This is a genomic window from Desulfobulbus alkaliphilus, from assembly GCF_016918545.1.
Classification (GTDB): Bacteria; Desulfobacterota; Desulfobulbia; order Desulfobulbales; family Desulfobulbaceae; genus Desulfobulbus; species Desulfobulbus alkaliphilus.
The window spans coordinates 46131-71438 of sequence record NZ_JAFFQC010000013.1 but is presented as its reverse complement, the minus strand read 5'-3'; the positions used below and the strand labels follow the sequence as shown (position 1 = coordinate 71438).

19 protein-coding genes are annotated in these 25308 nt (G+C 54.0%); 12 read left to right on the top strand and 7 right to left on the bottom strand.

Annotation, left to right across the window (positions count from 1 at the left end; all coding sequences use genetic code 11):
- Window positions 1-209 precede the first annotated feature (209 nt).
- The gene (gene lepA, locus JWG43_RS08750; protein ID WP_205242535.1) at window positions 210-2003 is read right to left on the bottom strand and encodes a translation elongation factor 4; all 1794 of its coding nucleotides are present in this window, start codon (window positions 2001-2003) and stop codon (window positions 210-212) included.
- 430 nt (window positions 2004-2433) lie between these two features.
- On the opposite strand from lepA, the gene JWG43_RS08745 reads away from it, so the two are divergent.
- From JWG43_RS08745 to greA, 3 genes are all read left to right on the top strand, one after another.
- Complete coding sequence (locus tag JWG43_RS08745; RefSeq protein WP_205242534.1) at window positions 2434-3423, top strand: sigma-70 family RNA polymerase sigma factor; 990 nt, start codon at window positions 2434-2436, stop codon at window positions 3421-3423.
- A gap of 45 nt (window positions 3424-3468) precedes the next feature.
- On the top strand, window positions 3469-4656 hold the full coding sequence (locus JWG43_RS08740) for a DegT/DnrJ/EryC1/StrS family aminotransferase (protein WP_205242533.1): 1188 nt from the start codon (window positions 3469-3471) through the stop codon (window positions 4654-4656).
- 249 nt (window positions 4657-4905) lie between these two features.
- Entirely contained in the window at window positions 4906-5391 is a 486-nt protein-coding gene (greA, locus tag JWG43_RS08735) for a transcription elongation factor GreA (RefSeq protein ID WP_205242532.1), read from the top strand.
- Between the two features lie 283 nt (window positions 5392-5674).
- On the opposite strand, the gene JWG43_RS08730 is transcribed toward greA, so the two are convergent.
- Window positions 5675-6280: a TetR/AcrR family transcriptional regulator gene (locus JWG43_RS08730; protein ID WP_205242531.1), complete on the bottom strand. Its 606-nt coding sequence runs from the start codon at window positions 6278-6280 to the stop codon at window positions 5675-5677.
- Window positions 6281-6954: 674 nt separating this feature from the next.
- Between JWG43_RS08730 and purD the strand changes: the two genes are divergently transcribed.
- The 3 genes from purD (at window position 6955) to JWG43_RS08715 (ending at window position 9802) form a co-directional block, all read left to right on the top strand.
- Complete coding sequence (gene purD, locus JWG43_RS08725; RefSeq protein WP_205242530.1) at window positions 6955-8727, top strand: phosphoribosylamine--glycine ligase; 1773 nt, start codon at window positions 6955-6957, stop codon at window positions 8725-8727.
- Entirely contained in the window at window positions 8724-9365 is a 642-nt protein-coding gene (locus JWG43_RS08720; protein ID WP_205242529.1) for an L-threonylcarbamoyladenylate synthase, read from the top strand. Before purD ends, JWG43_RS08720 begins: the two co-directional genes overlap by 4 nt.
- A gap of 113 nt (window positions 9366-9478) precedes the next feature.
- Entirely contained in the window at window positions 9479-9802 is a 324-nt protein-coding gene (locus JWG43_RS08715; RefSeq protein ID WP_205242528.1) for an Hpt domain-containing protein, read from the top strand.
- Between the two features lie 394 nt (window positions 9803-10196).
- On the opposite strand, the gene JWG43_RS08710 is transcribed toward JWG43_RS08715, so the two are convergent.
- The 3 genes from JWG43_RS08710 to hrpA all read right to left on the bottom strand — a co-directional run bounded on the left by JWG43_RS08710 (window position 10197) and on the right by hrpA (window position 15433).
- Window positions 10197-10961 (bottom strand): rhodanese-like domain-containing protein, encoded by a 765-nt coding sequence (locus JWG43_RS08710; RefSeq protein ID WP_205242527.1) that lies wholly within the window; start codon window positions 10959-10961, stop codon window positions 10197-10199.
- 3 nt (window positions 10962-10964) lie between these two features.
- Entirely contained in the window at window positions 10965-11540 is a 576-nt protein-coding gene (locus tag JWG43_RS20040) for a rhodanese-like domain-containing protein (protein ID WP_205242526.1), read from the bottom strand.
- Window positions 11541-11689: 149 nt separating this feature from the next.
- The gene (hrpA, locus tag JWG43_RS08700) at window positions 11690-15433 is read right to left on the bottom strand and encodes an ATP-dependent RNA helicase HrpA (protein WP_205242525.1); all 3744 of its coding nucleotides are present in this window, start codon (window positions 15431-15433) and stop codon (window positions 11690-11692) included.
- A 358-nt stretch (window positions 15434-15791) separates the two neighbouring features.
- Between hrpA and galU the strand changes: the two genes are divergently transcribed.
- Both galU and priA read left to right on the top strand, forming a co-directional pair.
- On the top strand, window positions 15792-16676 hold the full coding sequence (galU, locus tag JWG43_RS08695) for a UTP--glucose-1-phosphate uridylyltransferase GalU (RefSeq protein WP_205242524.1): 885 nt from the start codon (window positions 15792-15794) through the stop codon (window positions 16674-16676).
- 276 nt (window positions 16677-16952) lie between these two features.
- Window positions 16953-19499 carry a replication restart helicase PriA gene (priA, locus tag JWG43_RS08690; protein ID WP_205242523.1) on the top strand — a complete coding sequence of 849 codons (2547 nt, stop codon included), beginning with the start codon at window positions 16953-16955 and terminating at the stop codon, window positions 19497-19499.
- Between the two features lie 438 nt (window positions 19500-19937).
- On the opposite strand, the gene JWG43_RS08685 is transcribed toward priA, so the two are convergent.
- Window positions 19938-20375, bottom strand: coding sequence for a hypothetical protein (locus JWG43_RS08685; RefSeq protein ID WP_205242522.1), 438 nt, complete (start codon window positions 20373-20375; stop codon window positions 19938-19940).
- 313 nt (window positions 20376-20688) lie between these two features.
- Here JWG43_RS08685 and JWG43_RS08680 point away from each other — a divergent pair, with 313 nt between their 5' ends.
- On the top strand, window positions 20689-22563 hold the full coding sequence (locus JWG43_RS08680; RefSeq protein WP_205242521.1) for a two-component system sensor histidine kinase NtrB: 1875 nt from the start codon (window positions 20689-20691) through the stop codon (window positions 22561-22563).
- Between the two features lie 170 nt (window positions 22564-22733).
- On the opposite strand, the gene JWG43_RS08675 is transcribed toward JWG43_RS08680, so the two are convergent.
- Window positions 22734-22919 (bottom strand): hypothetical protein, encoded by a 186-nt coding sequence (locus tag JWG43_RS08675; RefSeq protein WP_205242520.1) that lies wholly within the window; start codon window positions 22917-22919, stop codon window positions 22734-22736.
- A 189-nt stretch (window positions 22920-23108) separates the two neighbouring features.
- Between JWG43_RS08675 and JWG43_RS08670 the strand changes: the two genes are divergently transcribed.
- The 3 genes from JWG43_RS08670 (at window position 23109) to JWG43_RS08660 (ending at window position 25031) form a co-directional block, all read left to right on the top strand.
- Entirely contained in the window at window positions 23109-23663 is a 555-nt protein-coding gene (locus JWG43_RS08670; protein ID WP_205242519.1) for a YqgE/AlgH family protein, read from the top strand.
- Between the two features lie 478 nt (window positions 23664-24141).
- Window positions 24142-24567, top strand: a complete 426-nt coding sequence (locus JWG43_RS08665; protein ID WP_205242518.1) for a YkgJ family cysteine cluster protein — start codon at window positions 24142-24144, stop codon at window positions 24565-24567.
- A complete protein-coding gene (locus JWG43_RS08660) occupies window positions 24564-25031 on the top strand; it encodes a 23S rRNA (pseudouridine(1915)-N(3))-methyltransferase RlmH (protein ID WP_205242517.1) in 468 nt (155 codons plus the stop codon). The genes JWG43_RS08665 and JWG43_RS08660 overlap by 4 nt, the downstream gene beginning before the upstream one ends.
- Window positions 25032-25308 lie beyond the last annotated feature (277 nt).

Genomic DNA, 25308 nt, shown 5'->3' with positions numbered 1-25308 from the left:
TGACCATTCGTTGAAAGGACACTTCATCGGATGGGTAGGGGCAAGGGAAATGGTGTGCAAACGGGCGGCCCGACGGGCGTTGGCTGACGGCGAATTATCAAAAAGACGGTCACGTTCATAACGTGATTGCAGCAAAATACATCAAAAACAAGCGTCCAGCCGTCACGGATTCAGGAAAGAGGAAGCGGGAAAGGGAGGGGAAACATCAGCTATTGATCCGATTTGAGCACCGCAAGAAAGGCTCTCTGGGGGATTTCGACGTTGCCCACGGTCTTCATCCGTTTTTTTCCTGCTTTCTGTTTTTCCAGCAGTTTTCTTTTTCTCGAAACATCACCACCATAACATTTAGCGGTTACATCCTTGCGCAGGGCGGAGATATTTTCCCGAGCAATAATGTTGCCGCCGATGGCCGCTTGAATAGCGATTTTAAACATCTGTCTGGGGATCTCCTCTTTGAGGCGTTCACAAGCCTTGAGGCCCCGTTCTCTTGCCCTGGCCCGGTGGGTGAGCTGGGACAGGGCATCAACCTGTTCGCCGTTGACGAGAATGTCAAGTTTGACCAGGTCACTGGCTCGGTAATCAATCAACTCGTAATCGAAGGAACCGTATCCCTGAGTCACTGATTTGAGTTTATCGTAAAAATCATAAATGACTTCGGCCAGGGGTAACTCACAGGTAAATTCGATCCGGCCGGGCATGGGGTAGTGGTATTTGGTGTTTTCACCGCGGCGGTCTATGCACAGCGTCATGACGCTGCCCATGTATCGTTCGGGGATGAGGATGGTGGCTTTTATATAGGGCTCTTCGATCCGGGTAATAGTACCGGGATCCGGAAAGTATGAAGGGTTGTCGATCTCGACCACGGTTTTGTCCTGCAGGTAAAACATGTACTTGACCGTGGGGACGGTAAGAATGAGTGAAATGCCGAATTCGCGTTCCAACCGTTCCTGCACTACCTCCAGGTGCAGCAGGCCAAGAAAGCCGCAGCGGAAACCGAATCCCAGGGCCGCCGAGGAATCCTTCTGGAAAATGAGGGCCGCATCGTTGAGTTTCAGCTTTTCCAGGGCGCTGGTAAGGTCTTCATAATCATCGGTGGCAATGGGATATAATGAGGAGAAAACCACCTGCTGTACTTCCTTGAATCCCGGCAGCGGTGCGGCGCAGGGATGTTCTTTATGGGTGATGGTGTCACCGGGCCGCGTATCGGAAACGGTTTTCACACCAGCGATGATATAGCCGATTTCACCCGCGGCGAGTTGCTGCCGAGCTTCCCGGCGAAGGCGGAAGATCCCCACCTCCTCCACCCGATACTCGGCGCCGTTGGACATGAAAAGAATCTGATCGCCATTTTTCACCGTACCGTTGATGATCCGAACCGAGATAACCGTGCCACGATAGGGATCGTAGTTGGCGTCAAAGATCAAGGCCTCCAGGGGAGTACGTGGGTCTCCCTGAGGTGGTGGCAACAGACGGACAACGGCATTGAGCAATTCTTTGACACCTTCGCCGGTTTTGGCCGAGCAGAACTGGACAGCGGCCGCGTCAAGACCAAGGTCCTCCTCCACCTGCAACGCAACCTTTTCCGGTTCCGCGGCGGGCAGATCGATTTTGTTGATGACCGGAATGATTTCCAGTTCGTTCTCCATGGCCAGGTACAGGTTGGCCAAGGTCTGGGCCTCGACGCCCTGGGCGGCATCGATCAGCAGCAGAGCACCTTCACAGGAGGCCAGTGCGCGGGAAACCTCATAGCTGAAATCGACATGGCCCGGGGTGTCCACCAGGTTGAACATATAGGTCTCGCCGTCATCGGCCTGGAAAGGAAGGCAGATCGTTTGTGACTTGATGGTGATACCACGTTCACGTTCGATATCCATGGTGTCAAGCAGTTGATCCTTGAACTCCCGGGTGGTGACCATGTTACAGAGTTGAATCATCCGGTCGGCTAAGGTGGATTTTCCGTGATCTATGTGAGCTATGATGCTGAAATTTCTTATATTTTTCATGCGATAATTTTTCGGACGGAGAGAAGCCCGGATCCGTGAGCGTTCATCCGTGTGTCATCTTTGTTGTCCGTATCCGTCCGATGAAAGTACACTTAATCGGACGGGTACGGGAAATGAAGATGGCGTGCGGACGGACGCCCCGAAGGGGGGCTGATGAAGGTTATTATCAAAGGATTCCGCTGCAATTATACGCTGATTATAGCTAGATATTTCCAACACAAGAATCCAACCGGCACGGATTCAGGAGAAGGTTACAAAGGACAGAAAGGTCGTATTTGTAGCACAGATTACTGAAAAAAAAAACTCTTCCACCGTGTCTTGTCAAATTAGGGTGGTATTTTTTTTAAATTGGAGTAATCTTTATCAGCCAACCCTGCATGCGAGTTTTCTCCTTGCAGGGTTATGTTTTCCAACGATATACCAGAGATTCATGAGAGATCAGAGCGAAATCGACAACCTGAATGATAGCGACGATGCCCCGCAGCATTCCTTGATGCTGGTTGGTAACGATGAGAATCTACCGGTCTTGAGTAATCCGGCTCTGCATCGGTACTTACAGGAAATCAGCCAGTATCAACTCCTGAGCCGGGAAGAAACCGAAGACCTGGCCGCCCGGTTCCAGGAAACAGGTGACCCTGATGCCGCTTATCAGCTTGTTTCATCCAACCTGCGTCTGGTGGTCAAGGTGGCCATGGATTTTCAGAAGTATTGGATGCAGAACTTCATGGATCTCATTCAGGAAGGAAATGTCGGCCTTGTCCAGGCAACCAAGAAGTTTGATCCCTACCGGGGAGTCAAGTTTTCCTATTATGCGGCGTACTGGATTCGGGCCTATATCCTCAAATTCATCATGGATAACTGGCGTCTGGTAAAAATCGGCACTACCCAGGCCCAGCGCAAACTTTTTTTCAGCCTCAATAAAGAGAAAAAACTTCTTGAATCCCAGGGGTTCAAGCCGGAAATCAAATTATTGGCGGAACGGTTGAATGTCAAGGAGAGCGAGGTCATTGAAATGGGACAGCGCATGGATAACTGGGATGTATCCCTGGAATCCCCGGTGCGCAACGACTCAGAAGATGAACAGAAAAGTTTTCTCCCCCATGAGGGACCGGGAATTGAAGAGATCGTCGCCAGTCAGGAAATGCGTGAACGATTGGCCGAGGTGCTTGCTGAACTCAGCAGCCGATTGAACGATAAGGAGCAGGTCATTCTTGCCACCCGCCTGCTCAGTGATGAACCTAAAACCCTCCAGACTATTGCCGATGAATTCAGTATTTCTCGGGAAAGAGTACGCCAGATAGAGGCAAATCTGTTGAAAAAGCTCCGCAAGCAGTTCGAAAAAGACATGCCTGATATTCAGGATTTCCTCAGCAGTGACAGCGTGATTCTGGCCGCTGGGCCTACGGATCAGAAATCCTGAACGCCTCACCCCTCATATTCTTCCACCTGATCCTCTTGCATTGCAATGAATGTCCCACTGCTTGATTTACAGCCACAGTTGCTCTCGTTACGTCCGCGGATCCTGGCCGCGGTGACCAGAGTCATTGATTCAACCGGATATATCCTTGGTCGTGAAGTTGTTGAACTCGAGGAAAAGATTTCCAGCTATAGCGGAGCCAGCCATGGAATCGGTGTTTCCTCGGGTACCGACGCCCTGCTTGCCTCGCTGATGTCGCTGGAAATCGGTTCCGGCGATCTGGTGCTGACAACACCTTATACGTTTTTTGCCACCATGGGCGCGGTTCTGCGCACCGGCGCCAAGCCGATTTTTGTCGATGTCGAACCAGGGAGCTTGAACATCAATCCCGAAGAAATGGCAGAGGCGCTGGCAAAGGACCGGAAAACCGGTGGCCGGATCAAGGCGATTATTCCGGTGCATCTGTTTGGTCAATGCGCTGATATGCAGCGTATCAACACCTTGGCTGAAGAGTATGGAATTCCAGTGATAGAAGATGCTGCTCAGGCAATCGGCGCTGAATTTCCCTGTGTAGAGAACGGGACTGTCACCTGGCGCCGGGCTGGCGGCATGGGGCTGTGTGGTTGTTTTTCTTTTTTTCCCAGTAAAAATCTGGGAGGGATTGGTGACGGCGGAATGATCACCACCTCTGATGCAGCTTTTGCCAATCTTCTCAGGTCGAATCGTAATCATGGGGCAGAGCCCAAATATTTCCATTCCCGTGTGGGAGGCAATTTTCGCCTGGATGCCATTCAGGCTGCGGTCCTTGCTGTAAAGCTTGAATATCTGGAACAGTGGCATGCCGCCCGTCGGAATAACGCCGAGCAGTACCGTCGACTTTTTCAGGAGGCGGGCTTGATTGATGATCCGGTTGTTCTGCCCACGGAAAGCTACGCCAAGGTCGCGGGTGCCGAGCAGCATAATCACCACATTTACAATCAATTCGTCATTCTTGTTCCTCAACGGGATGCGCTCAGGGAGTATTTATTGAAGCATGCCATTGGCTGCGAAATCTATTACCCGCTTTGTCTGCATCAGCAGGACTGTCTGCATGATCGGGACTATCATCAGCAGTCATATCCGGTTGCACAACAGGCAGCGGGCACATCTCTGGCTTTGCCCATCTATCCCGAGCTTGACCAGGAACAGTTGGCCTGTGTTGTCGAAACCATACGGTGTTTTTATCATGGATCCTGAGTTGAAGCACTGACAACCAATTTCAGCTACCGGGGACAGCAGATGTTCGTTTTCCCTCGGTGAAGAGTATTTGTATCTGAAGGCATCCGATCCGCGGATGCCTGTTTTTTTAGTTGCTGTGGTGTGGATCGGACTGTTGACCGCTTTCCATTCAGGAGCGTGGTCAGCCAGACAGTTGCAGACCCAGTGATTGATTGCCCAGCAACTCTGATTTCATCATTTAATATTGTCTAACGAGGAGGAGTATTCATGGTTCAACGTATCCCGATGTCTCTGACAGGAAATCGGCAGCTTCGCGACGAGTTGGAACGACTTGAACGCGTGGAGCGGCACGAGATCGTCAAGGCCATCGAGGTGGCGAGGGCACATGGCGATCTCAGTGAGAATGCTGAATATCATGCTGCGAAGGAGCGGCAGAGTTTAATCGAGGGCAGGATTTTGGAACTTAAGGATAAACTCGGGAGGGCCGAGATCATTGATTGCTCCAAGGTGCCCATTGAAAAGGTGGTTTTCGGGACCGTTGTTACCCTGATGGATCTGCAGACTGAGGTGGAAGTGACCTATCAGCTGCTTGGGCCTGAGGAATCAGATGTCAAAAAAGGTTCCATTTCGGTCCTTTCACCTCTGGGCAATGCCTTGCTGGGCAAGGAGGTTGGGGATGAGGTCGTCACCAGGACACCAGGCGGAATGCGCGAATTCGAAGTGATTCTCATCTCGGCCTCGAATATTCGTTAGTATACCCTGGAACCGGACGCGATATGCAAAGCCCGTAACCGTCCGATTAAGTGAAGGTTCATCGGATGATAACGAAGAACAAAGCTGATCTATGCTGAATCCGTGAGCGTTTGTCCGCACGCCATTTTCATTACCCGTAACCATCCAATAAAAGTGTTCTTTAATCGGACGGTCACCGACAACAAAGCTGACAGAAGAACGAAGGCTCAGGGATTCAGGGATATGACAGGCTGGAGCGTAATCAGCTGCATTCAGCGGAATTGCGTGGAAGCTAAAGAGCGGTTCAGGATGAGGAGGGTTCAGAGAGAGGGATGAGCAGTCCGGTCAGGAAAACAGTGGCTATTTGACGACTCAACTCTTCCGGGGTTTGAGGGCATTCGCTTCCCAGGTGCCAGATTCTTGAGATTTCATCCATGGCACCAAAGAGGAGACGTTTGGCGATTTCCGGTTTGATGTCCCGACGAAAAAGCCCCCTGTCCTGTCCTGTTTGGATGATGGCGGCAATGATATCGAGATATTCACTGAATTTGTTTTTTCGGTATTCGCGGATAAGTTTGCTGGTCTGGCGCAGTTCAATGTGGATGACCTCGGCAAGATATCTGTTTTTCTTCATTTCCTCCAAATGGTTGGTGATGAAGATTTCCAGCCTTTTTTTCGGGTTGCCCTCCTCCTTCAGCAGGAGGGTGACCTGTTCGATCAATTTGCCGATTTCCTGTTCAAAGACTGAAAGGAGAATGTCAAATTTATTATTGAAATACAAATAAATCGTCCCGTCGGCCACCTTGGCCTCTTTGGCAATGTCAGAAACTCTGGCATTGAAAAAACCTTTTTTGGCAAACACCTTGGTGGCAGCACGTATTATCTTACGATGCTTATCTGGAGATTTCATTTAATATGTTCAAACAAGAGTTTAATTAAAAAAATGAATGAGTGTTCATTCCGAAAAAAATACCAGCTTGACTGGTCAGGTGTCAAGAAAAATGCCTGAAGCCCGCGGTGAAATCCTCGGTTTGCCGCTACATTCTTTTTTCAGGATTGAAGGCGCCGGGTCATTATTTTCTGGACGGCAGGAGAAATTTTTTATTAGAGAGAGTTGAGTACTTGTCCCGTTCTCGCCTCCTCTTTGCGACCAGGTAATCAGGGCGGCATGCTGTTGGAGGGGCAGTTCGTTGCCGGTACCCATCGTTATCGTTTATCGGTGCGAATGGTATGGGTTTGTACTTGGCGCCTTGAACCGTTTGCCAATATCCTGAATCCGTGACGGCTGGGCGCTTGTTTTGGATATATCGTGCTGTAATCATTTTATAATTGCAGCGGAATCCTTGACAATAACGTTCACCAGCCGCCCTTTGCTGCATCCGTCCGCACGCCATATTCATTGCCTGTACCCGTCCGACAAAGCCTACTTTACTCGAACGGTCACCGACAATATAGCTGACGCACGGACGAACGCTGACGGATCCAGGAATATATCACCTGTTGTCTCATTGAGTGCAGGTGAATGATTTTGTGAAAACCTCAGAAGCGGCTCAATACTCAATTCAAGGATTGGAGAATACTGCAATGAAGATTCTGGTTATTGGGGGCGGCGGTCGTGAGCACGCCCTGGTATGGAAACTGAAACAGTCCGAGAAGGTGACAACGATTTTTTGTGCTCCCGGTAATGCCGGAATCAAAGAGATGGCGACTTGCGTCGACATTGCTTCCGACGATATAGATGGACTGTTGTCTTTCGCCCTCAAGGAGCAGATCGATCTGACCGTTGTCGGTCCGGAAGATCCGCTGACCAGGGGAATTGTCGATGCTTTTGAGGAAAAAGATTTGCGGATTTTCGGGCCGGACAGGAAAGGTGCGATACTTGAAGGCAGCAAGGCCTTTACCAAAGATTTTCTCAAGAACCATCATATTCCCAGTGCCCACTATCGGATTTTCACCAAGAGGGGAGAGGCCAAGAAATATATCAAAAAGATAGGTGTGCCCTGTGTGGTCAAAGCCGATGGTCTTGCCGCCGGTAAAGGTGTCCTTATTTGTCAGAGTCTGGAAGAGGCTGAACAGGCCGTCGATATGATCATGAAAGACAAGGTCTTCGGAGCGGCTGGCAACCAGGTAGTGGTTGAAGAATTCCTCACCGGAGAAGAAGCGTCCTTCATTGCCTTTACAGATGGGACAACCATTCTGCCTCTCCCGTCTTCCCAGGATCATAAAGCTGTGTACGAGGGCGACCAGGGGCCGAACACCGGTGGGATGGGAGCCTATTCACCGGCACCGGTCATGACCGAGGAATTGACCCGGAGGGTTATGGAAGAGGTCATGCTGCCGACGATACACGGCATGGCTGCTGAAGGCCGGCCGTATAAAGGGATGTTGTACGCCGGCCTGATGATCGACGGCGACAGGATCAATGTTCTCGAATTCAACTGCCGTTTTGGAGATCCTGAATGCCAGCCGCTGCTGTTGCGGATGGAAAATGATTTGGTTGAGGTACTCAACGCCTGCATCGACGGCACGCTGGATACAGTGCGCCTGGTTATCGACCCCCGTCCGACAGTCTGCGTGGTGCTGGCCTCCGGCGGATATCCGGGAAAATACGCGGTCGGCAAAACAATCTCCGGGCTGAAGCAGGCATCCCGGGTGGAAGGGGTGGAGGTCTTTCATGCTGGCACGGCATTGAAACGAGGGCGGGTCGTCACCAGCGGCGGGAGGGTCATCGGAGTCACGGCCATTGGTGCCACTATTCAGGAAGCCATCGAGCGTGCCTATCTGGCAGCCGACGAAATCAAGTGGCAGGGCTGTTATTATCGGCGCGATATCGGTCACAGGGCCCTGGCGAGGATCAAGAACATCTCGGTACCGGTGGTCGGTATTGTCATGGGCAGTGATTCCGATCTGCCGGCAATGCGTGCTGCCGCCGATTTTCTTGCTGCCATGGGCATCGGATACGAAATGCGGATCGTTTCGGCGCATCGAACCCCGGAGCAGGCGACGGACTATGCCAGAACCGCTCGTGATCGTGGCCTCAAACTGATTATAGCCGGAGCAGGCATGGCGGCTCACTTGGCCGGGGTGGTCGCTGCGCACACCAATCTGCCGGTCATCGGTGTCCCCTTGGATGCTTCCTCGCTGAACGGACTTGATGCCTTGCTTTCCACTGTCCAGATGCCCCCGGGTATTCCTGTGGCCACCATGGGCATCGGTAAAGCCGGTGCGAAAAATGCAGCGGTGCTTGCCGCCCGTATTCTGGCTCTTGGCGATCCGAGTATGGAGGAGAAACTGGAGCAATATGTCCAGGAAATGGCTGAGCAGGTGGTTGCAAAAAATAAAGATCTGATGCAGTGAGCCGGATCGCTGCGGTTAATGGAGCATCGCTTCGCCGGGCAGCCGATATAATACGCAACGGCGGGCTGGTGGCCTTTCCCACCGAGACCTATTATGGCCTGGCGGTTGATCCTTGGCAAAGCCATGCCCTTGAGCGATTGTTTCAGGTCAAGCGGCGAAGAAAAGAGTTGCCGATCCTGGTTCTTGTGAGCGGAACTGATCAGCTCCCTCTGCTGGCTCAAGAAATCCCGCTGATCTTCAAGTGGTTGATCGAGCGGTTCTGGCCCGGGCCTTTGACGCTGGTCTTCCCTGCTCGACCCGCTTTGTCGCCGTTGCTTACCGGCATGACAGGAACCGTGGGGCTTCGTCAATCCCCTGATGAAACGGCTCATCTGCTCATCAGGACTTTTGGTGGTCCGATAACAGCAACCAGCGCCAATATATCAGGCTCTACCGCTGCGGTGACCGCAGAAGATGTCGCGCAGATGTTTGTCGATGAAATCGATCTCATCCTTGATGGAGGAACAACTCCGGGGGGAAAGGCCTCGACACTTGTCGGCAGCGAAGGGACATCTCTGCGTTGTCTGCGCGAGGGGGCAATTCCCTTTGCGGATGTGCAGGCCTGCCTTGCTGCTGCGGATCCGGTTGTGGATTGGTAAGTGTCCAGCAACAGCTGCTTCCTCCCGGCTCTCTGTTGCGTTGTGCTCGATTCGGAGGAGAGTATCTTGTATGCGGATGTATGCGGGAGGACCTGTTTGTACGGAGAGAAGATATGGTGGATTTACAATGGAACAGGGATTTTGCCTTGGAGCAGGTGGCCGATGATGAAGAACTCCTTGATGAACTGCTGGCGCTTTTCAAGGAGTCCTCGGCTGCGGATCTCGAGCTGTTGCGCCAGGCCGTGGCCGCTGATGATCCCGACAGTGTTTTGAGAGCAGCCCATAGCCTCAAAGGGGCCTCCGCCAGTCTCGGCCTGGAGGGGATCCGGCAATTGGCGCAGGCCATGGAAAACGACGGTCGCAACGGGTCGGTCACGGTCGCCTCGGCCAGGCTGTCTGATCTTGCTCTGTTGCTGGCCCAGCTCGATACCCTGTAGTTGGTTGTGGTCTGTGGTCCGGGGCGAGCGTCGCGTTCCCTGGATCCTGAATCCGTGACGGCTGGACGCTTTTTCGGATATATCTCTTTGTAATTACAGTATAGTTACACTACATCCTTGATGATAACCTTCACCAGCCGCCCTTCGGGGCGTCCGTCCGCACGCCATCTTCATTGCCCGTAACCGTCCGATAAAGTGTCCTTTAATCAAACATCAAACGGTCACGGACAATAAAGCTGACGCACGGATGAACGCTCACGGATCCAGGTGGATAGCTCATGACGGTCCCGTTCTCAAGTCTTGTCGCGTACAGAGAAGATCAGGGGTTGGTTCGATGATATGAAAAAGGCCGTCCGTGAAGCGGACGGCCTTTGTTTTTCCCGAGCTGGTTGTCTCAGATGACCTGCTCTTCAGGCCTGATGATCTCGCAGTCACATTCGGCATCCTGAATGTCCAGGAGCAGGAACTTGACATCAAAGCCGTTGTTGACCAGTTCGCTGTAGGCCATGTCGGCCCGGGCGCCGGTGGCACAGTGGACATAGAGTGTTTTATCCCTGGGCAGTTCGTCCATCCGCGAAGGGATTTCATCAAGAGGCATGTTGATCGTGTGTCTGAAGGTGCCCAGTTCAGCCACCTCCTCTCTGGTCCGAGCGTCGATGATGATGGCACTGGTGTCTTCACCGGACGCTGCTCGACGGAAGTCCGCCACCGAGACCTCGCCTCGGCCCAATTGACGGACCCAGGTGATTTCCGTGGCGAAAATCGGGCCTGACTCGATGGCGCCATCGTTTTTGAGCCAGCCCTGATACCCACCCCTGACCAGGGAGACGTTCCTGAACCCCTCGGCCCGGAGTATAAAGATAGCCTCTTCTTCTTGATATTCATCTTCCCCGTACAGTACGATCGGGGCATTACGGGCCAGGTCACCCAGGGCATTTTCAAGGGTGGCGAAGGGAACACTGTAGGCCCCCTGTATTCTTCCCTCGATGACCTGGTTCCTGGGTCTCATGTCGACAAGAACCACATTGCCGTGGAGAATAAACTCTTCGGATGAATAGGTGGGCAGGAAGGCCTCCAGCCAGACAGGCTCGCCTTCCAGATAAACGCGTACATCGGTATATCCCAGTTTCTTCGCCAGACCGGCGGAGGCAGGTGACATACCTCACGTGACCCCCCCGCAGTAGAAGACAAGAGGTATGTCTTTGTCTTCAGGCAGGACTTCCCCCTGCTTTTCATTCAGCAGAGGGACCGGGAGGGAGTGAGCCCCGGGCAGATGGGATTGCGCATAGCGGGCCGGGGGCCTGGAGTCCGCCAGAAACAGTGGCTCACCACTGAAGATCAATTCTTCAAGCTCGGCTGTTTTAATCTCGGAAACGCCTTCAGGCAATCTGGCAAGTCTAGGACTGACCGCGGTGGCGTATAGATCCGCACCCCGTGTTTCATAGGTTAAAACGGCGGCATACCCCTGGGCTACGGTGTTGATGCCTTGGGTGTCCGCGTCATATTTGACCATCATCCTTCTGGCATCTTCACCTCTGCCAACCATGATGGATATGGTTCTTGCCCGCTCCGATATTCCGACAATTTCACCTTCATAGGTGCCATGCCCGGCCTCCGCAACCGCCTCCGGCGGGCCGGTATCTCTGGCTGTTTCAGTCTTTTGAGGTCCCGCGCACCCGGTGGCCAGCATCGCAGCCACCAGACAAAGCAGGAATAGATACGGTAATGATCTGTTCACGGCAGTCCTCCTTGGCATTCAATAGTGAAAAGGGTTTTGTGGACTCTAACGTTATCCAACAATTTTTTATAATATAAAACATTGTCCACGTCCATGATAGAGGAAAATGGGAATAGGAGTTATTTTTCAGTAACGCCCCTGAAAGGCCACTATTCAACCTTTTGGCACGTCTCCATGACTTGACGCCATTTTTGCTCCAGTCGCTGTTCCGAAACCGGCTGAGAAGTGCCCAGCTCCGGGGCAAAGAGAGAAACCCGGAATTCTTCCACCAGTTGCCGGTATTCCTCCAGCAGGACCTGGCAGGGCGGAGAGGGATGGTCAAACTGGAGAAAATGCCGCAAACGATCAAGCGGTATCTGCAGGCGCTTGGCTTTGGCGTTGTCCTTGAGGGGGGAGTGGTCAGCCCGTTCGATACGCCGGGCCAGGGCTTGGAGGTGGCGGGACTTATGGGGTAGGGACTCGGCCGGCAGGGTTTGGAGAAAGGACGCCGGCAGGATCTGCTCCAAGGCGGCCAGATATTCATCGTGGCGGGACTTTTGATAACTTTTATTTTTTTTCTTTTTGGTGGCCCAGTCGGCTATGGTGCGGGCAACCATCCGACGTTGGCGCAGGGTTTCGTTGATTGTGTCGAGGAGGGCGGTGGCTGTGCGCGGAATCCCCTGCGCCCTGGCCCGAGCGATGTTTTCCAGAAATTGCGCCTGTGAGGGCAGGGCGCCATCGGCGGCTCCGAAGAGTGCGTCCATGAGAAAGGCCTGGAGGTCGGCGCGCAATTTCGCGGCCGGAACCCCAGCGCCCAGGCTGAGCCAGGAAGAGGAATGGCGACTGAGAACCGTTTTGCACAATGAACGGATCGCCGCAACTTCTCCGCTACAGGCCTGTGTATAGAGATGGTGCAACCCGAGACGGTTCAGGCGTCTGCTTTCCGCTTCATTGTCGATATACCGCAGTTCCAGCCTATTGCGCAGCGGGTCGATCTCAAGGGCGGGAAAAAACAAACCCGTTACGCGTCCGTCGGCATCGGTGCACAGGATTTTTTTCTCGATGGCGTCGAGATCTTCCGCTGATATGGTTCGAGGAGCTGGCAGCGTGGCGCAATCAGTGGCATGGGTCTCGGTTGCCAGCGATTGCTCATGGTTGAGCAGGTCGGTGAAGGAACGGCTGGTGCAGAGGACAGTCCCCTCTTCGTCCACCAGGAGAAAGCGCATCCGCAGGTGGGGCGGCAGGGCATCGGCCTGCCAGTCGGTCCGTTGCACCTGGACCTGGTAGGCACGCAGGAGCACCCGTTCCAGTTCCTGGTACAACGAGCCCTTGTACAGCGAGAGACCGTCGAGGATACGATCGACCGCATCGGGCAGGGGCACGAGACGGCGGCGAAGCTGTTTGGGCAGTCGTTTACAGAGCAGCAGCAGTTTTTCCGGCAGAAGACCTGGAACCAGCCACTCGAAAACAAGCGGATTGATATGGGGCAACAGGTGTCGGGGAATATGGACCGATACGCCGTCTGCCTCGTCACCTGGAGCAAAGAGATAACTCAGCGCAAGTTCGATGTCGCCGCAGCGGACGGCGTGGGGGAAGCGATAGGATTCTTCGCTTTCAGGGACCGCCAGGCAGATGTCTTGTTCGCCCATGTGGAGGAACTGGTCGTTTTTTCTGCGCCGCAGCAGTCGGTTGAGGGTAAAGCGGTCATACACTTTACCGAGGCGGGCATCGTAAAAAGCGTACAAGGTCTCGTCATCCACCAGAATGTTCCGGCGGCGGAACCGTTCTTCCATTTCTTCATAGGTGGCGATCAGGGCCGCATTGTGCATGAGAAAGGGGTATTGTCCACCCAGCTGGTTGCCGATCAGGGCGGACCGGATAAAGATCTCCCGGGCCTCCTGGAGGGTGTTTTCATTGATTCGTCCATAGTCCACTTTGCGACCGGCAACAATGGACAGGCCGAACAGGCTGACCCGTTCCAGGGCCAGAACCTTGCCGCTCTTTTTTTCCCAATGCGGATTCGACCAGGAGCGTTTGCAGAGGTCACCGCCCAACCGTTCCAGCCAGGTAACATCAACCGTCGCTACCGTACGGGCAAACAGCTGGGTGGTGGCCACAAATTCGGCGGCCACGGCCCATTGAGGCCCTTTTCCGTAGAGTCCGGAGCCAGGGAAGAGGACGACTTCCTTGTTGCCGGCGGAAAGATAGAGGTTTTTTTCTTTTTTTGTGCAGATATTGCGGAGAAAACCGCTGGCCAGAGCAGTGTGGATGGCGGCATAATCGGTCTGCTGTTCCTGTCCGGGAACGATCTTATTGGTTTTCAGCAGGCGACTGATCTGGTCGTGGACATCAATCCAGTCGCGCGTCCGCTGCCAGGAGAGAAAATGGGCTTTGCAGAATCGGGAAAGCCTTGATTTGGAGAGGTTTTCCCCCTCGGCGTGCAAGCTGTTCCAGATGTTGAGCAGGGTGGAAAAGTCGGATCGTTGATCGACGAACCAGCGATGGGTCTCATCAGCCTTGTTTTCCTTTCCGGGTGGTCGAATCCGTGGATCCTGGATAGAAAGGGCGGCGGCCAGGATGGTGACTTCCCGAACCGCATCCGTCAGCGTGCCTTCGATGATCATTCGGGAAAGACGGGGATCCAGGGGGAGTCGGGCCATGAGGCGGCCTCGGGCGGTAAGACGATGGTCGTCGTTCAGGGCACCCAGTTCCTTGAGGGTACGATAGCCGTCGCGGATGGCATTGGAGGAGGGAGGATCGATAAAGGGAAAGCGACCGGGGTCCCCAAGGTTGAGGTCGATCATCTGCAGGATGACCTCGGCCAGGTTGGCTCGTTGTATCTCCGGGGGGGTAAAGGATTCCCGGGAAAGAAAATCCTCTTCACTGTAGAGGCGGATGCATGTCCCCGGGCCGGTGCGTCCGCAGCGGCCCCGGCGCTGTTCGCAGCTGGCCCTGGCCACTCTGCTCACTCTGAGGCTGGTGGTGCCGGAGCGGGGATTGTATCGGGAGATCCGCGCCAGGCCAGTGTCAACCACATAGCGTATGCCCGGTACGGTAATCGAGGTCTCGGCAACATTGGTGGCAACAATGATCTTGCGTTTGTGGGCCGGGCGGAAGATTTTTCGTTGCTCTGCCGCTGGCAGGCGACCGAAGAGCGGCAGCAGCAGATGGCTCTGTTCATACGCCTGGCGCAGACCTTCGATGGTGTCGTTGATATCACGTTCGGTGGGCATAAAGACCAGAATGTCACCGCCGGCGGGCAACATGGCCAATTCCGCTACCGCGGCAATGGCCTGGTCAACATAGGTGGTGCCGTCATCCTCATCGCCTTCTTTCGCTTCGCGGTACTGGGTGGTGATCGGATAGGTCCGTCCTGACACCTGAATCACCGGTGCCTGGTCGAAATAGCGGCTGAATTTTTCAGCGTCGATGGTGGCCGAAGAAACAATCAGCTTGAGATCGGGCCGGGAGGGCAGCAGGTTTTTCAGGTATCCAAGGAGAAAGTCGATATTGAGGCTGCGCTCGTGGGCCTCGTCGACAATGATGGTGTCGTAGCCGCTGAGTGTGCGATCCCGGCGGGTTTCGGCAAGCAGTATGCCGTCGGTCATGAATTTGATCAGGGTCTGCTCCGAGGTGCGGTCATGAAAACGGATCTTATACCCAACCAGGTTTGGGGCCCTGAGTTCTTCACCAACCCGTTCCGCCACCGAGAGGGCTGCGATTCGGCGTGGCTGGGTGCAGCCGATGAGGCCGGAGCTGCCTCGGCCGGCTTCAAGGCACATTTTCGGCAGTTGGGTGGTCTTGCCGGAGCCGGTGTCACCGATGATGATCAGAACCTGATGCTCCCTGATGGCTGCGACAATGTCGTCCCGGCGGTCATTGACAGGGAGCGTCAGGGGATAGGAAAGATACATGAAATACGAGGGAATTTTTTGAGGATGCGACGGACTGCGGAGTATAGTAGATTATGCCTTTGTTGTTTGAGGTCTTTTTTTATCTCGGATCCGTGACGGCTGGGCGGCAGTTTGGGTTGTATTGTGCTGTAATCAGAGTATAATTGTAAAAAATTTTCCAAAACGCCTGCACCCGCCGCCTTTGGCGGCGTCTGTCCGCACGCCATCTTCATTGCCCGAACCCGGCCGATACCTGCACCTTAATCGAACGGTCACGAACAACAAAGCTGTCGCAGCGGCGAACGTTCACGAATTCAGGTTTTATACCTGAATTTTTCCTGGAGTACATCTGAAAATACAGCCGAGCAAAGAGGAGACCATGAAAGCAATCAAAAAGGCGGTGATCCCGGTAGCGGGACTGGGGACGAGATTCCTTCCCGCAACCAAGGCCATCCCCAAGGAAATGCTGACCATAGTTGACCGTCCCACGATTCAATATATCGTTGAGGAGGCAGTAGCCTCCGGAATCGAAGAAATTATCTTTATTACCAGTACCGGTAAGTCGGCCATTGAAAATCATTTTGATTACGATTTTCAATTGGACACCGTACTCAAAGACAAGAAGAAGGTGCAGCTGCGAGAGGAACTTGCCAACATTTCCAATCTGATCGACATCATTGCAGTGCGGCAGAAAGAACCCCTGGGATTGGGACATGCCATTCTGATGGCGCGCAATGTGGTCGGCGATGAACCCTTCATGGTGCTGTTGGGTGACGACCTGGTGAAAAGCCAGGTGCCGTGTTGCAAACAGATGATCGATATGTATAATCAACTGGGCGAGTCCATCGTGGCCATTCAGCGGGTGGATATGGATCAGACCCATCAGTACGGTATAGTCGAGGGCACGGAGACCGATCATCGTCGGACCTTCAAGGTCAATCGCATGGTCGAAAAGCCGGCACCAGGGACCTGTCAATCCAACATGGCTATCATCGGTCGGTATCTGCTGATGCCGGACATTTTCGAGCTTCTTGCCAAAACCACTCCGGGCCATGGTGGTGAAATCCAGCTCACCGATGCCCTGCTCGCCCTTGCCAACCGTCGGGACATGTACGCCTATGAATTCGAAGGGAAACGGTTTGATGCCGGTGATAAACTGGGGTATTTAAAAGCGATTGTCGACTTCGCCCTTGAACACCAGACTCTGGGCCCACCGTTTCGCGAGTACCTGGAGAGTGCCTGCAAAGATGTCATCGCACCCTGAACGACTGCTCGTGCCCGATAGATGGTTGAACCCTGAACCCGTGACGGCTGGACTCCTGTTTTGGATATATATTATTGTAATAAGGTTATAATTGCAGCGGAATCCTTGGCAACAACTTTCACCAGCCGCCCTTCGGGGTATCCGTCCGCACGCCATCTTCATTGCCCGTAACCGTCCGATAAAGTGTACTTTAATCGAACGGTCACGAACAACGAAGCTGACGCACGAACGAACGCTCACGGATTCAGGTGAACAATAGGTTCGGGTACGACCCTCATGCACTTGCACCCGCTGAACGCTGACGACCTGTATTACGAAGTCGCGGTCGATGCCCCCCTTGACACCACACTGACCTACGGGCAGCCGCAGGGGAGGGAGCGGGTTATTGCCGTCGGTTGCTGCGTTCTTGTTCCCCTTGGTGCCCGGAAGATAACCGGGTATGTGCTTGGCCGGGTCAAGCCGCCGGCATCCGGGTCCTCGGATTTCGTGATCAAACCCATTGCTGCTGTCCTCACTGAAGAGCCTTTTTTTCCGGCATCACTCCTTCCTTTTTACCGCTGGATTGCCCGTTATTATCATCATCCGATCGGCGAAGTGGTCAGAACAGCCCTGCCCCTGGCTCCTGGCCGCAAAAGCGGGCGAAGGGTTGTACTGACCGAACAGGGAAGGGTCGACTTGACTTCAGCATTCATCGCCGATGCCGGGAAGCATTTTACCCATTGGCTTGATCCCCTGGTGGACAATGGATGCCTGGAAGCCGTGATGACGGGTCGACTCTGGCGTCAGGCAGGGGACAGAAATTTTCTGCGTAAACTTGAACAACAGCAACTGATCACCATTGAGCCCGTTCTGCTGACAAAGGGAGGGCGGGTGAAAACCCGGACTGTGCTGCTGCCGGGGCCGGAGTTGCGACCCTTGCTCCAGGACCAGGGCTCAGAAAGCGACGCGACCCTGGTCACGGATCTGTGCCGGGCAGCGGAACCTCCTTTGAAGAAATCGGAAATACGGGCGCTTGGTCTTTTTGTCGAGCTTTTTCTGGCCAGCAGGGGACAAGCCGTTGCCCGGACAGCAATGACCCGAAAGTATCCCGGCTGTGGGCCGCCTCTCAAACAGCTCGTACAGCGGAATATCCTCGCAACGACAATGGAACGGGTCCACCGTGACCCGTTTGCGGTCACGCCGGAAATCCAACCCGTCCCGGAGCAGCTGACTGACGAGCAGGAACAGGTGCTCTCTCAATTCCTCCCGGCCATCACCGCCGCTTCCTTTGCCCCCTTTCTCCTTTTCGGGGTCACCGGCTGCGGAAAAACCGAGGTCTATCTGCGGGCGGTAGAGCATGCGCTCAATCAGGGACGAACCGCTCTGGTGCTGGTGCCGGAAATCGCCCTGGCTGCACAGCTTGAAGCACACTTTCATTCCCGTTTCGGCTCCCGGCTGGCCGTCCTCCACAGTGGTCTCAGTGATGGTGAACGTCTTGATCAATGGCAGGCGGTGCTGGAAGCAAAAGCTGCCGTTGTCCTCGGGGCACGCTCCGCTGTTTTTGCGCCCCTCGACAACCTCGGAGTGATCATTGTCGACGAGGAACATGAACCGGCCTATAAACAGGAAGACGGACTGCGGTATCATGGCCGCGATCTGGCGGTACTGCGGGGGCGAATGGCGGGATGCCCGGTCCTGCTCGGATCAGCGACTCCCTCGGTGGTCAGCTATCATCATTGTCTGCACAACAAATATTCGCTGCTGACCATGGCAAAACGGGTTGCAGAGCAACCCCTGCCGGTGGTGGAGATTATCGATCTGGCCAATACCAAACGTTCACGGCCTGATCTGGTTTTTTCCGATCAACTCATTGCCGCGATCCACGAGACCCTGGCCCAGAAGCGGCAGAGCCTTCTGTTCGTCAACCGGCGTGGTTTTTCATCCTTCATGCTCTGTCGCGAATGCGGGCATATTCTTCAGTGCAGGCATTGCCAGGTTTCTCTGACCCTGCACCGGAGCAGGAACAGGCTCCTGTGTCATTATTGCGGCTACAGCCTGCCTCTGCAGACCCTGTGTCCCAGCTGCGGGTCAATGAAAATAACAGGTCTCGGCATTGGCTCCGAACGGATCGAAGAGGAGGTCCGGCAATTGTTTCCCGAGGCCAGGACGGCCCGTCTCGACAGTGACACCTCGTCCAACCGTAAACAGTATCTGGCGCTGCTTGCCGCGGTCCGATCGCGGCAGATCGATATTCTCGTCGGCACGCAGATGATCGCCAAAGGCCTCCATTTTCCCCATATTACTCTGGTGGGGGTTGTCTGGGCAGATTCCGGCCTGGGCATGCCCGATTACAAAGCGGCGGAGCGTACTTTTTCCCTGCTGTCCCAGGTGACTGGCCGGGCAGGACGCGGGGACGATCCGGGAAGAGTGATCATTCAGACGCATCAACCCCATCATTACGCAATTCAGCAGTCCCGCGACCACAACTACGACGCATTCTATCAGCAAGAGATTGCGGTACGTTCACCTTTGGGATATCCGCCCTTTTCCCGGCTGATCAATATCCGCTTCAGTGGCGTTGACGAGGAGCAGGTGCAAAAAGCGGCCGCCAACGTTGCGGCTTTTCTTCGTGAAACCGGTGAAGGCGGGGCAGTGGAGATTTTGGGACCGTCACCGTCGCCATTGGTCAAACTCAGGGATCTGACCCGTTGGCAGTTGCTGCTGAAAAGTCGGTTTCCCGCCGCCATGCATGCCCTGTGCGCAGCGCTCCAGGCGGAAAAAAGCAGACTGTGTTCCTCGGCGGTGACCATGGGGGTTGATGTGGATCCGGAAAACATGATGTAAACCTGCACGCTGCGTTCTCAGGACGGTGACGTACAGATTTCTGTGGTGCGCTGGGAGTTGTTGAAGCAAAACCCTGGATCCGTGAGCGTTCGATTAAAGGAGACTTTATCGGAAGGTTATGGGCAATGAAGATGGCGTGCGGACGGACGCACCGAAGGGCGGCTGGTTGGTGAAGGTTATTATCAAGGATTCCACTGCAATACTCATATGATGACAGCAAGATACATCCAAAAAAGAGTCCAGCCGTCACGGATTCAGGAAAACGCCCTGGTGGCAAGGAGGGGGTGACCACCGGGGACGCCATGAGAAAACGCCCCGGCGGCAAGGAGAGAGTTACCACCGGGACGGCAGGAGGGAACGCCCCGGCGGCAAGGAGGGAGGGGCCGCCGGGGCGACAGGAGGGCATGGGTGTTCAGGTGTTGATGGGCACAGAGGAAATTATCTGTTCATGCGACCGCCTCGAGGGCCTTTGCCGTAGCAGGGCATAGTCCCTTTGGTCCCTTTGCCGCCCTGTCCCATCATCAGCATATGTAGCGGTAATCCGGTTTCCTGTGCTTTCAGGCGCAATGTTTCGCGCAGTTCAAACAGTTCGCCGGCGATTTGTGATGCCTGGGCGGTATCCGGGGTGCCTGCATTCATCAGGGCCCGCATAACAGCGTTCTTCTCTGCCAGTTGTTTTCTGGTTTCCATGGTTTCATCGAGAAATCTGTCCCTGGCTTTCTGGGCAACCGGATCCATCTGCATCAGGCAGGGATGTTGACCCCGTTGGCCCTGAAAACCAGGCTGGGCGATTGCCGACTGGGTAATGGCCAAGGCTAAGCCACTGGTGAGAATGGCAGCTAAAACTATTTTTTTTCTGCTGGTTGATTTTTCCATCGTATCTTTTCTCCTCTGGTTCGTATTATGGATGCCTGTTGTTGTCTTGAGTTTAGCTATTTTCGTGCCAGGAAATTTTTTTGTTCTAACATTATGATATTAATGATAATTTTTTGCTTGCCTTCTGGTATTTGATTTATACGGACCACAATACATATGCGGCATGTTTCTTTTCTACCCAGGCAACAAGCCTGCAAATGGGTAAAAAGTATCCATTTGTCCCGCCGGGTACATTTCCAATCTCCTGTTCTCAGGGCGGTGGCGAAATTGTCTCTAACTTCATCCTGGCGAGATTTTTGCAAATTGAGTCGTCATGATACTTAGATTACGGAATTTGACCCGGCCGGCGTATATCTCCACCTCCCCCTGGCTGCTGGCGGCGGCGGCGGGATTGCTGATTATGATTGTGGTCACCTTTGCCTTTCATAATTTCAGACTGGAACAGCGCTTGATGACCAGTGCTCTGCTGCAGAAGGCCGCCACGCTGATGCGGGTTTTGGATTCCGGATCCAGAGCCTCTTATATTAACGATTTACGTAAAGATTACTGGAATAACGACCCGTGGAATCTGCATGTGCAGCGGGTCATCGATCATCTTGCCGAGGATCCCGATTTACGCTTTCTTGCCCTGGTTGATGCCCAGGGGAAGGTTATCGCGCACAGTGATCACAGCCGGATCGGTACTTTGCTGCCGCTGCCGGAGGTGGAGGGGCTGGGTGACCGAACCGATCAGCAACCCCGAATGGTCTACGCTATTCAGGTCACTAAAGAGTACGGACGGGTGTTTGAGGCGGTACGCCCCTTTACCACGGCCTTTCCCACCCTGATTCCGACTCCCATGCGGCAGCAGCGGGAAGGGCAGCGGGGAATTTTTCTGCAAAACCAGGACGAACGACGTCCCATGGTCCGGTTTTTTCCCCGGGGCAATGAGGTTGGTGAAGGGCACCTGGTATTGGTTGGCCTGGACATGAAGGAGTACGATCGGACTCTCGGTCGCCTGCGGTTGCAGATCCTCATGCTTTCCCTGGCCATGCTCCTTGTCGGCCTGGGGGGATGGTTTTCTTTGTCTGCTGTCCAGGGGTACCGTATTTCCCAGAAGACCCTGGTTGAAATACAGGCCTTTACCTCACTGCTGATTGCCAAATTGCCGGTGGGAGTCGTCGCCACCGACGCCTCCGGCAGAATCACCACCTGGAACCAGGCCGTTGTCGAACTCACCGGTATGGCCCGGGACACGGTGGTGGGCAGAAAGCCGCAGGAGGTGTTGCCGGAGATACTGGCCGCCTTTTTCCTGGATGTCGGCACAGTCGTGACGGATCATGAAAATCACTTCAGGGAGCAGACCATCAAGGTCATTTTCGGTGGTCGCCGGTGTGAAATACTTTGCCACCCCTTATTGATTACGGACAGCGAGCAGCAGTATATGGGCAAGGTCCTGCTGCTTTCCGATGTGACGGCAATCAAATCCCTGGAACAGCGGATGCGGGAAAATGAGCGGTTGGCAGCGGTCGGTCGGATGGCGGGTGGGGTCGCCCACGAGGTGCGTAATCCCTTGAGTTCCATCAAGGGATTGGCCCTTCTGCTCAAAAACAGATTCCCCTCGGGCAGCAAGGAGCAGGATACGGCGGACCTGTTGATCCAGGAGACCGAACGGATGAATAGAACCATCACCGAAATGCTCAGTTTCACCCGGCCGACAGCCCTTCATCTCGAACAGGTCGACCTCCCAGTCTTGCTGCAGCGAAGCTTGCAGTTGATCAAAGCCGAAGCTGCTGACAGTCGTATTACAACGGTTATGGAGGTCGAGGATGGGATCGTACCTATTCGTGGTGATGTCGACCGGTTGCAGCAGGTCATGATGAACGTGCTGCTCAATGCCATGCAGGCCATGGAAGAGGGAGGGACATTGACCGTGGCTCTAGCCAATCTGGAGCAAGGTGAAGGCGTTGAACTGCGGATCACCGACACGGGCTCGGGTATTGCTCCTGAACTGTTGTCCCAGGTCTTTTATCCCTATTTCACCACCAAGCCGAGCGGCACCGGCATCGGCCTGGCCATTTCCCAGAAAATCATCCTTGATCACGGTGGCTCAATCGATATGGAGAGTGAACCTGGCAAGGGGACAACGGTGATTATCCGCCTGCCGACGCATGGGCCGGGTCAGGGTGCCGGTATCCTGGATCCGTGAGCGAACGTCCCGAAGGGCGGCTGGTGAAAGGTATTGTCAAGGGTTCCGCTGCGATTATATTATGATCACAGTAAGATGTATCCAAAACCAGCGTCCGGCCGTCACGGATTCAGGGGAATGAAAATGGACTCCGATACCTGAAACAAGGTGGTGACCAAAACAGACTACGGTTATTCGTTGCTGAAATGGGTGTCAAGAAATTCGCATTCCAGCGGTGTGAGATCGAAACGTAATTCTGCCTCCCGCAGGATATTGATCCTTTTTTTTCCCGGATGCTCGGCAAGAGTTTCCGCCATCCAGGTCAGGGCTTTTTTCAGATTTGCCGATGTGCTGATCAGGGGTGATTGTCCACTCATATCTGTTTCTGTTTTCCTTGCATAGCGGTTGCCAGTTGCTGTGAATATGTTTACACTGTACCCGAAAGGCTACAGTGAGACAACTCCCTTCCCTTTCTCTGAACAGCAGTGGACCGCTCTGCCTTCGATCGTACCAGGAGTTGATGAGGTCCTCTTTCGATTAAACGAGCGAACGGATAAACAGAGACTATGGAAAGCCTTGCTGGACAATTTCTTATTTCCACTCCCCAGATGCCCGACCCTCGATTTCAGGAGCAGGTGATCTATATCTGTGCCCATAATGAAGAAGGGGCCATGGGGCTGGTGATTAACAATCCCAACCCTGAAATTACCCTGCTAGATATCCTCCATGGATCCAATCTCACTATTCCCGAAGGACCACTGCCGCCGGTATACATGGGCGGACCCGTGGAGATGGACGCAGGTTTCATTCTCTACTCGGATACCAAACATGATCAGCGCTACGCCGTTGAAGTCAAGCCCGGTGTTTTTCTGAGTCGGGACTCAAGACTGCTTGAGGATATATCGTTGGGGCAGGGTCCCAAGGAATATCTGTTCATACTCGGCTACGCTGGTTGGGGAGCTGGGCAACTGGAAGGCGAATTGATCGATAACAGCTGGTTGACAGTCCCCGCGGACATAGAAGTGCTTTTCCATACACCGGATGCCCTGAAATGGAAACGGGCGGCACAGAAATTCGGCATTGATATTTCAATATTCGGTGACACTATCGGCTACGCCTGAGAGCTGTTCAGTGCCTGCGTATAACCTGGATCCGTCCGGTCAGCTTCAATGTTGGTGACCAATAGGATAAACCTGGATCCGTGAGCATGCCTCCGTGCGTCAGCTTTATTGTCTGTGACCGTTCGATTAATGGGCACTTTATCGGACGGGTACGGGCAATAAAGCTGACGTGCGGACGGACCCCCGAAAAACGGCAGGTGACGGTTTGTTAAAAAAAAACCGCCCCACATATGAGCCGGCTCCAGCAGAAGAGATCCAAAACAGGAGCCCAGCTGTCACGGATTCAAGGTTCCATCCAACGTCGTCCTGGTTCAAGGCCGACGTTTTTTCTTGTTTTTTAAACTGCTGGATCCGTAAGCGCTTCTTCGTGCCTCAATTTTGGCGTTTGTGATCGTTCGATGCAAGGACACTTGAACGGACGGACTCAGGACAATGTATTGCAGACAAATGTATGCCGTCACGGATTCAGGAAAGCGATATGAGCGGAAACAGGTATCAGTTGAGCGATATTTTTCAATGTGTCCGTTGCGGTTTCTGTTGCCATGGTGAGACCACGGTCTCTCTGGACGAAAAGGACCAGGCGCGGATGATTCGGGTCCTGGGTCTCAGTCCGGAGGAGACCCGTCGCCGGTACTGGCGGATCACTGGTTCAGTGGTACAGATGAAGATTCAGGACGGGCATTGCATCTTTTATGACGGCGAGGCCGGATGCACTGTCCATGCCGGCAGACCCTGGCGGTGCCGGCAGTGGCCGCTGCATCCGAGTATGCTCCACGATGCAGCCAACTATCAGGCCATTACCGCTTCTTGTCCGGGTTTCAACAAAGATATAGGCTATGACTTGTTTTGCCGTATTCTCCAGGCCTGCCTGGAGAGTACCGAAGGCGGTGACCAGGGAATATGAAATTTCTCATTCCTCTGCTCGGCAAGACCAGGGAAGGATATCTCGAAGCTGGAATCCGTGATTATGCCGGCCGCCTGGGGCGATTCGCCACGGTCGAACTGCCGATCCTCAAGGAACGGCATGGCCGTAAGGACCCGGAAGAGGTCATGAAACAGATTGAGGCGGATCTTCTTCTGCAACGAACCGACAGCGCCGGTGTACGCGTCGCTCTTGACCCTTCCGGAGCCCTGCCCAATTCAGAAGAACTTGCTGTGTTGCTCTCCGGCTGGGAGGAGAGGGGCGTGGGGACGGTCAGTTTCCTCATTGGTGGCCATCTGGGCCTGCACTCTTCCCTGCTGGCGCGGGCCGATACGATTCTGTCGCTGTCCAGGCTGACTTTTACCCATGAAATGACCAGGCTGATTCTGCTGGAACAACTTTATCGGGCCTGTACCATCAAAGCCGGTCATAAGTATCATAAGTGACAGTCACTTGGATCCGAGAGCGGACGGACCAACCAAAAGGGCGGCTGGTGAAGGGTATTGTCAAGGATTCCGCTGCATTTATAATTTGATGACAGCAAGATATATCCAAAACAAGCCTCCAGCCGTCACGGATTCAGGAGTCAGGTATGGCAGGTGACTCCAGACAATACAAGAGCGTAATAGACGACCCGGTTATGGTGTATATTTCCGAAAAAACGAGGGCGCAACTGAGAGTCAGAGGAAAGGAACCGTTTCTGGATGGGCGCTGCCTGTGGTC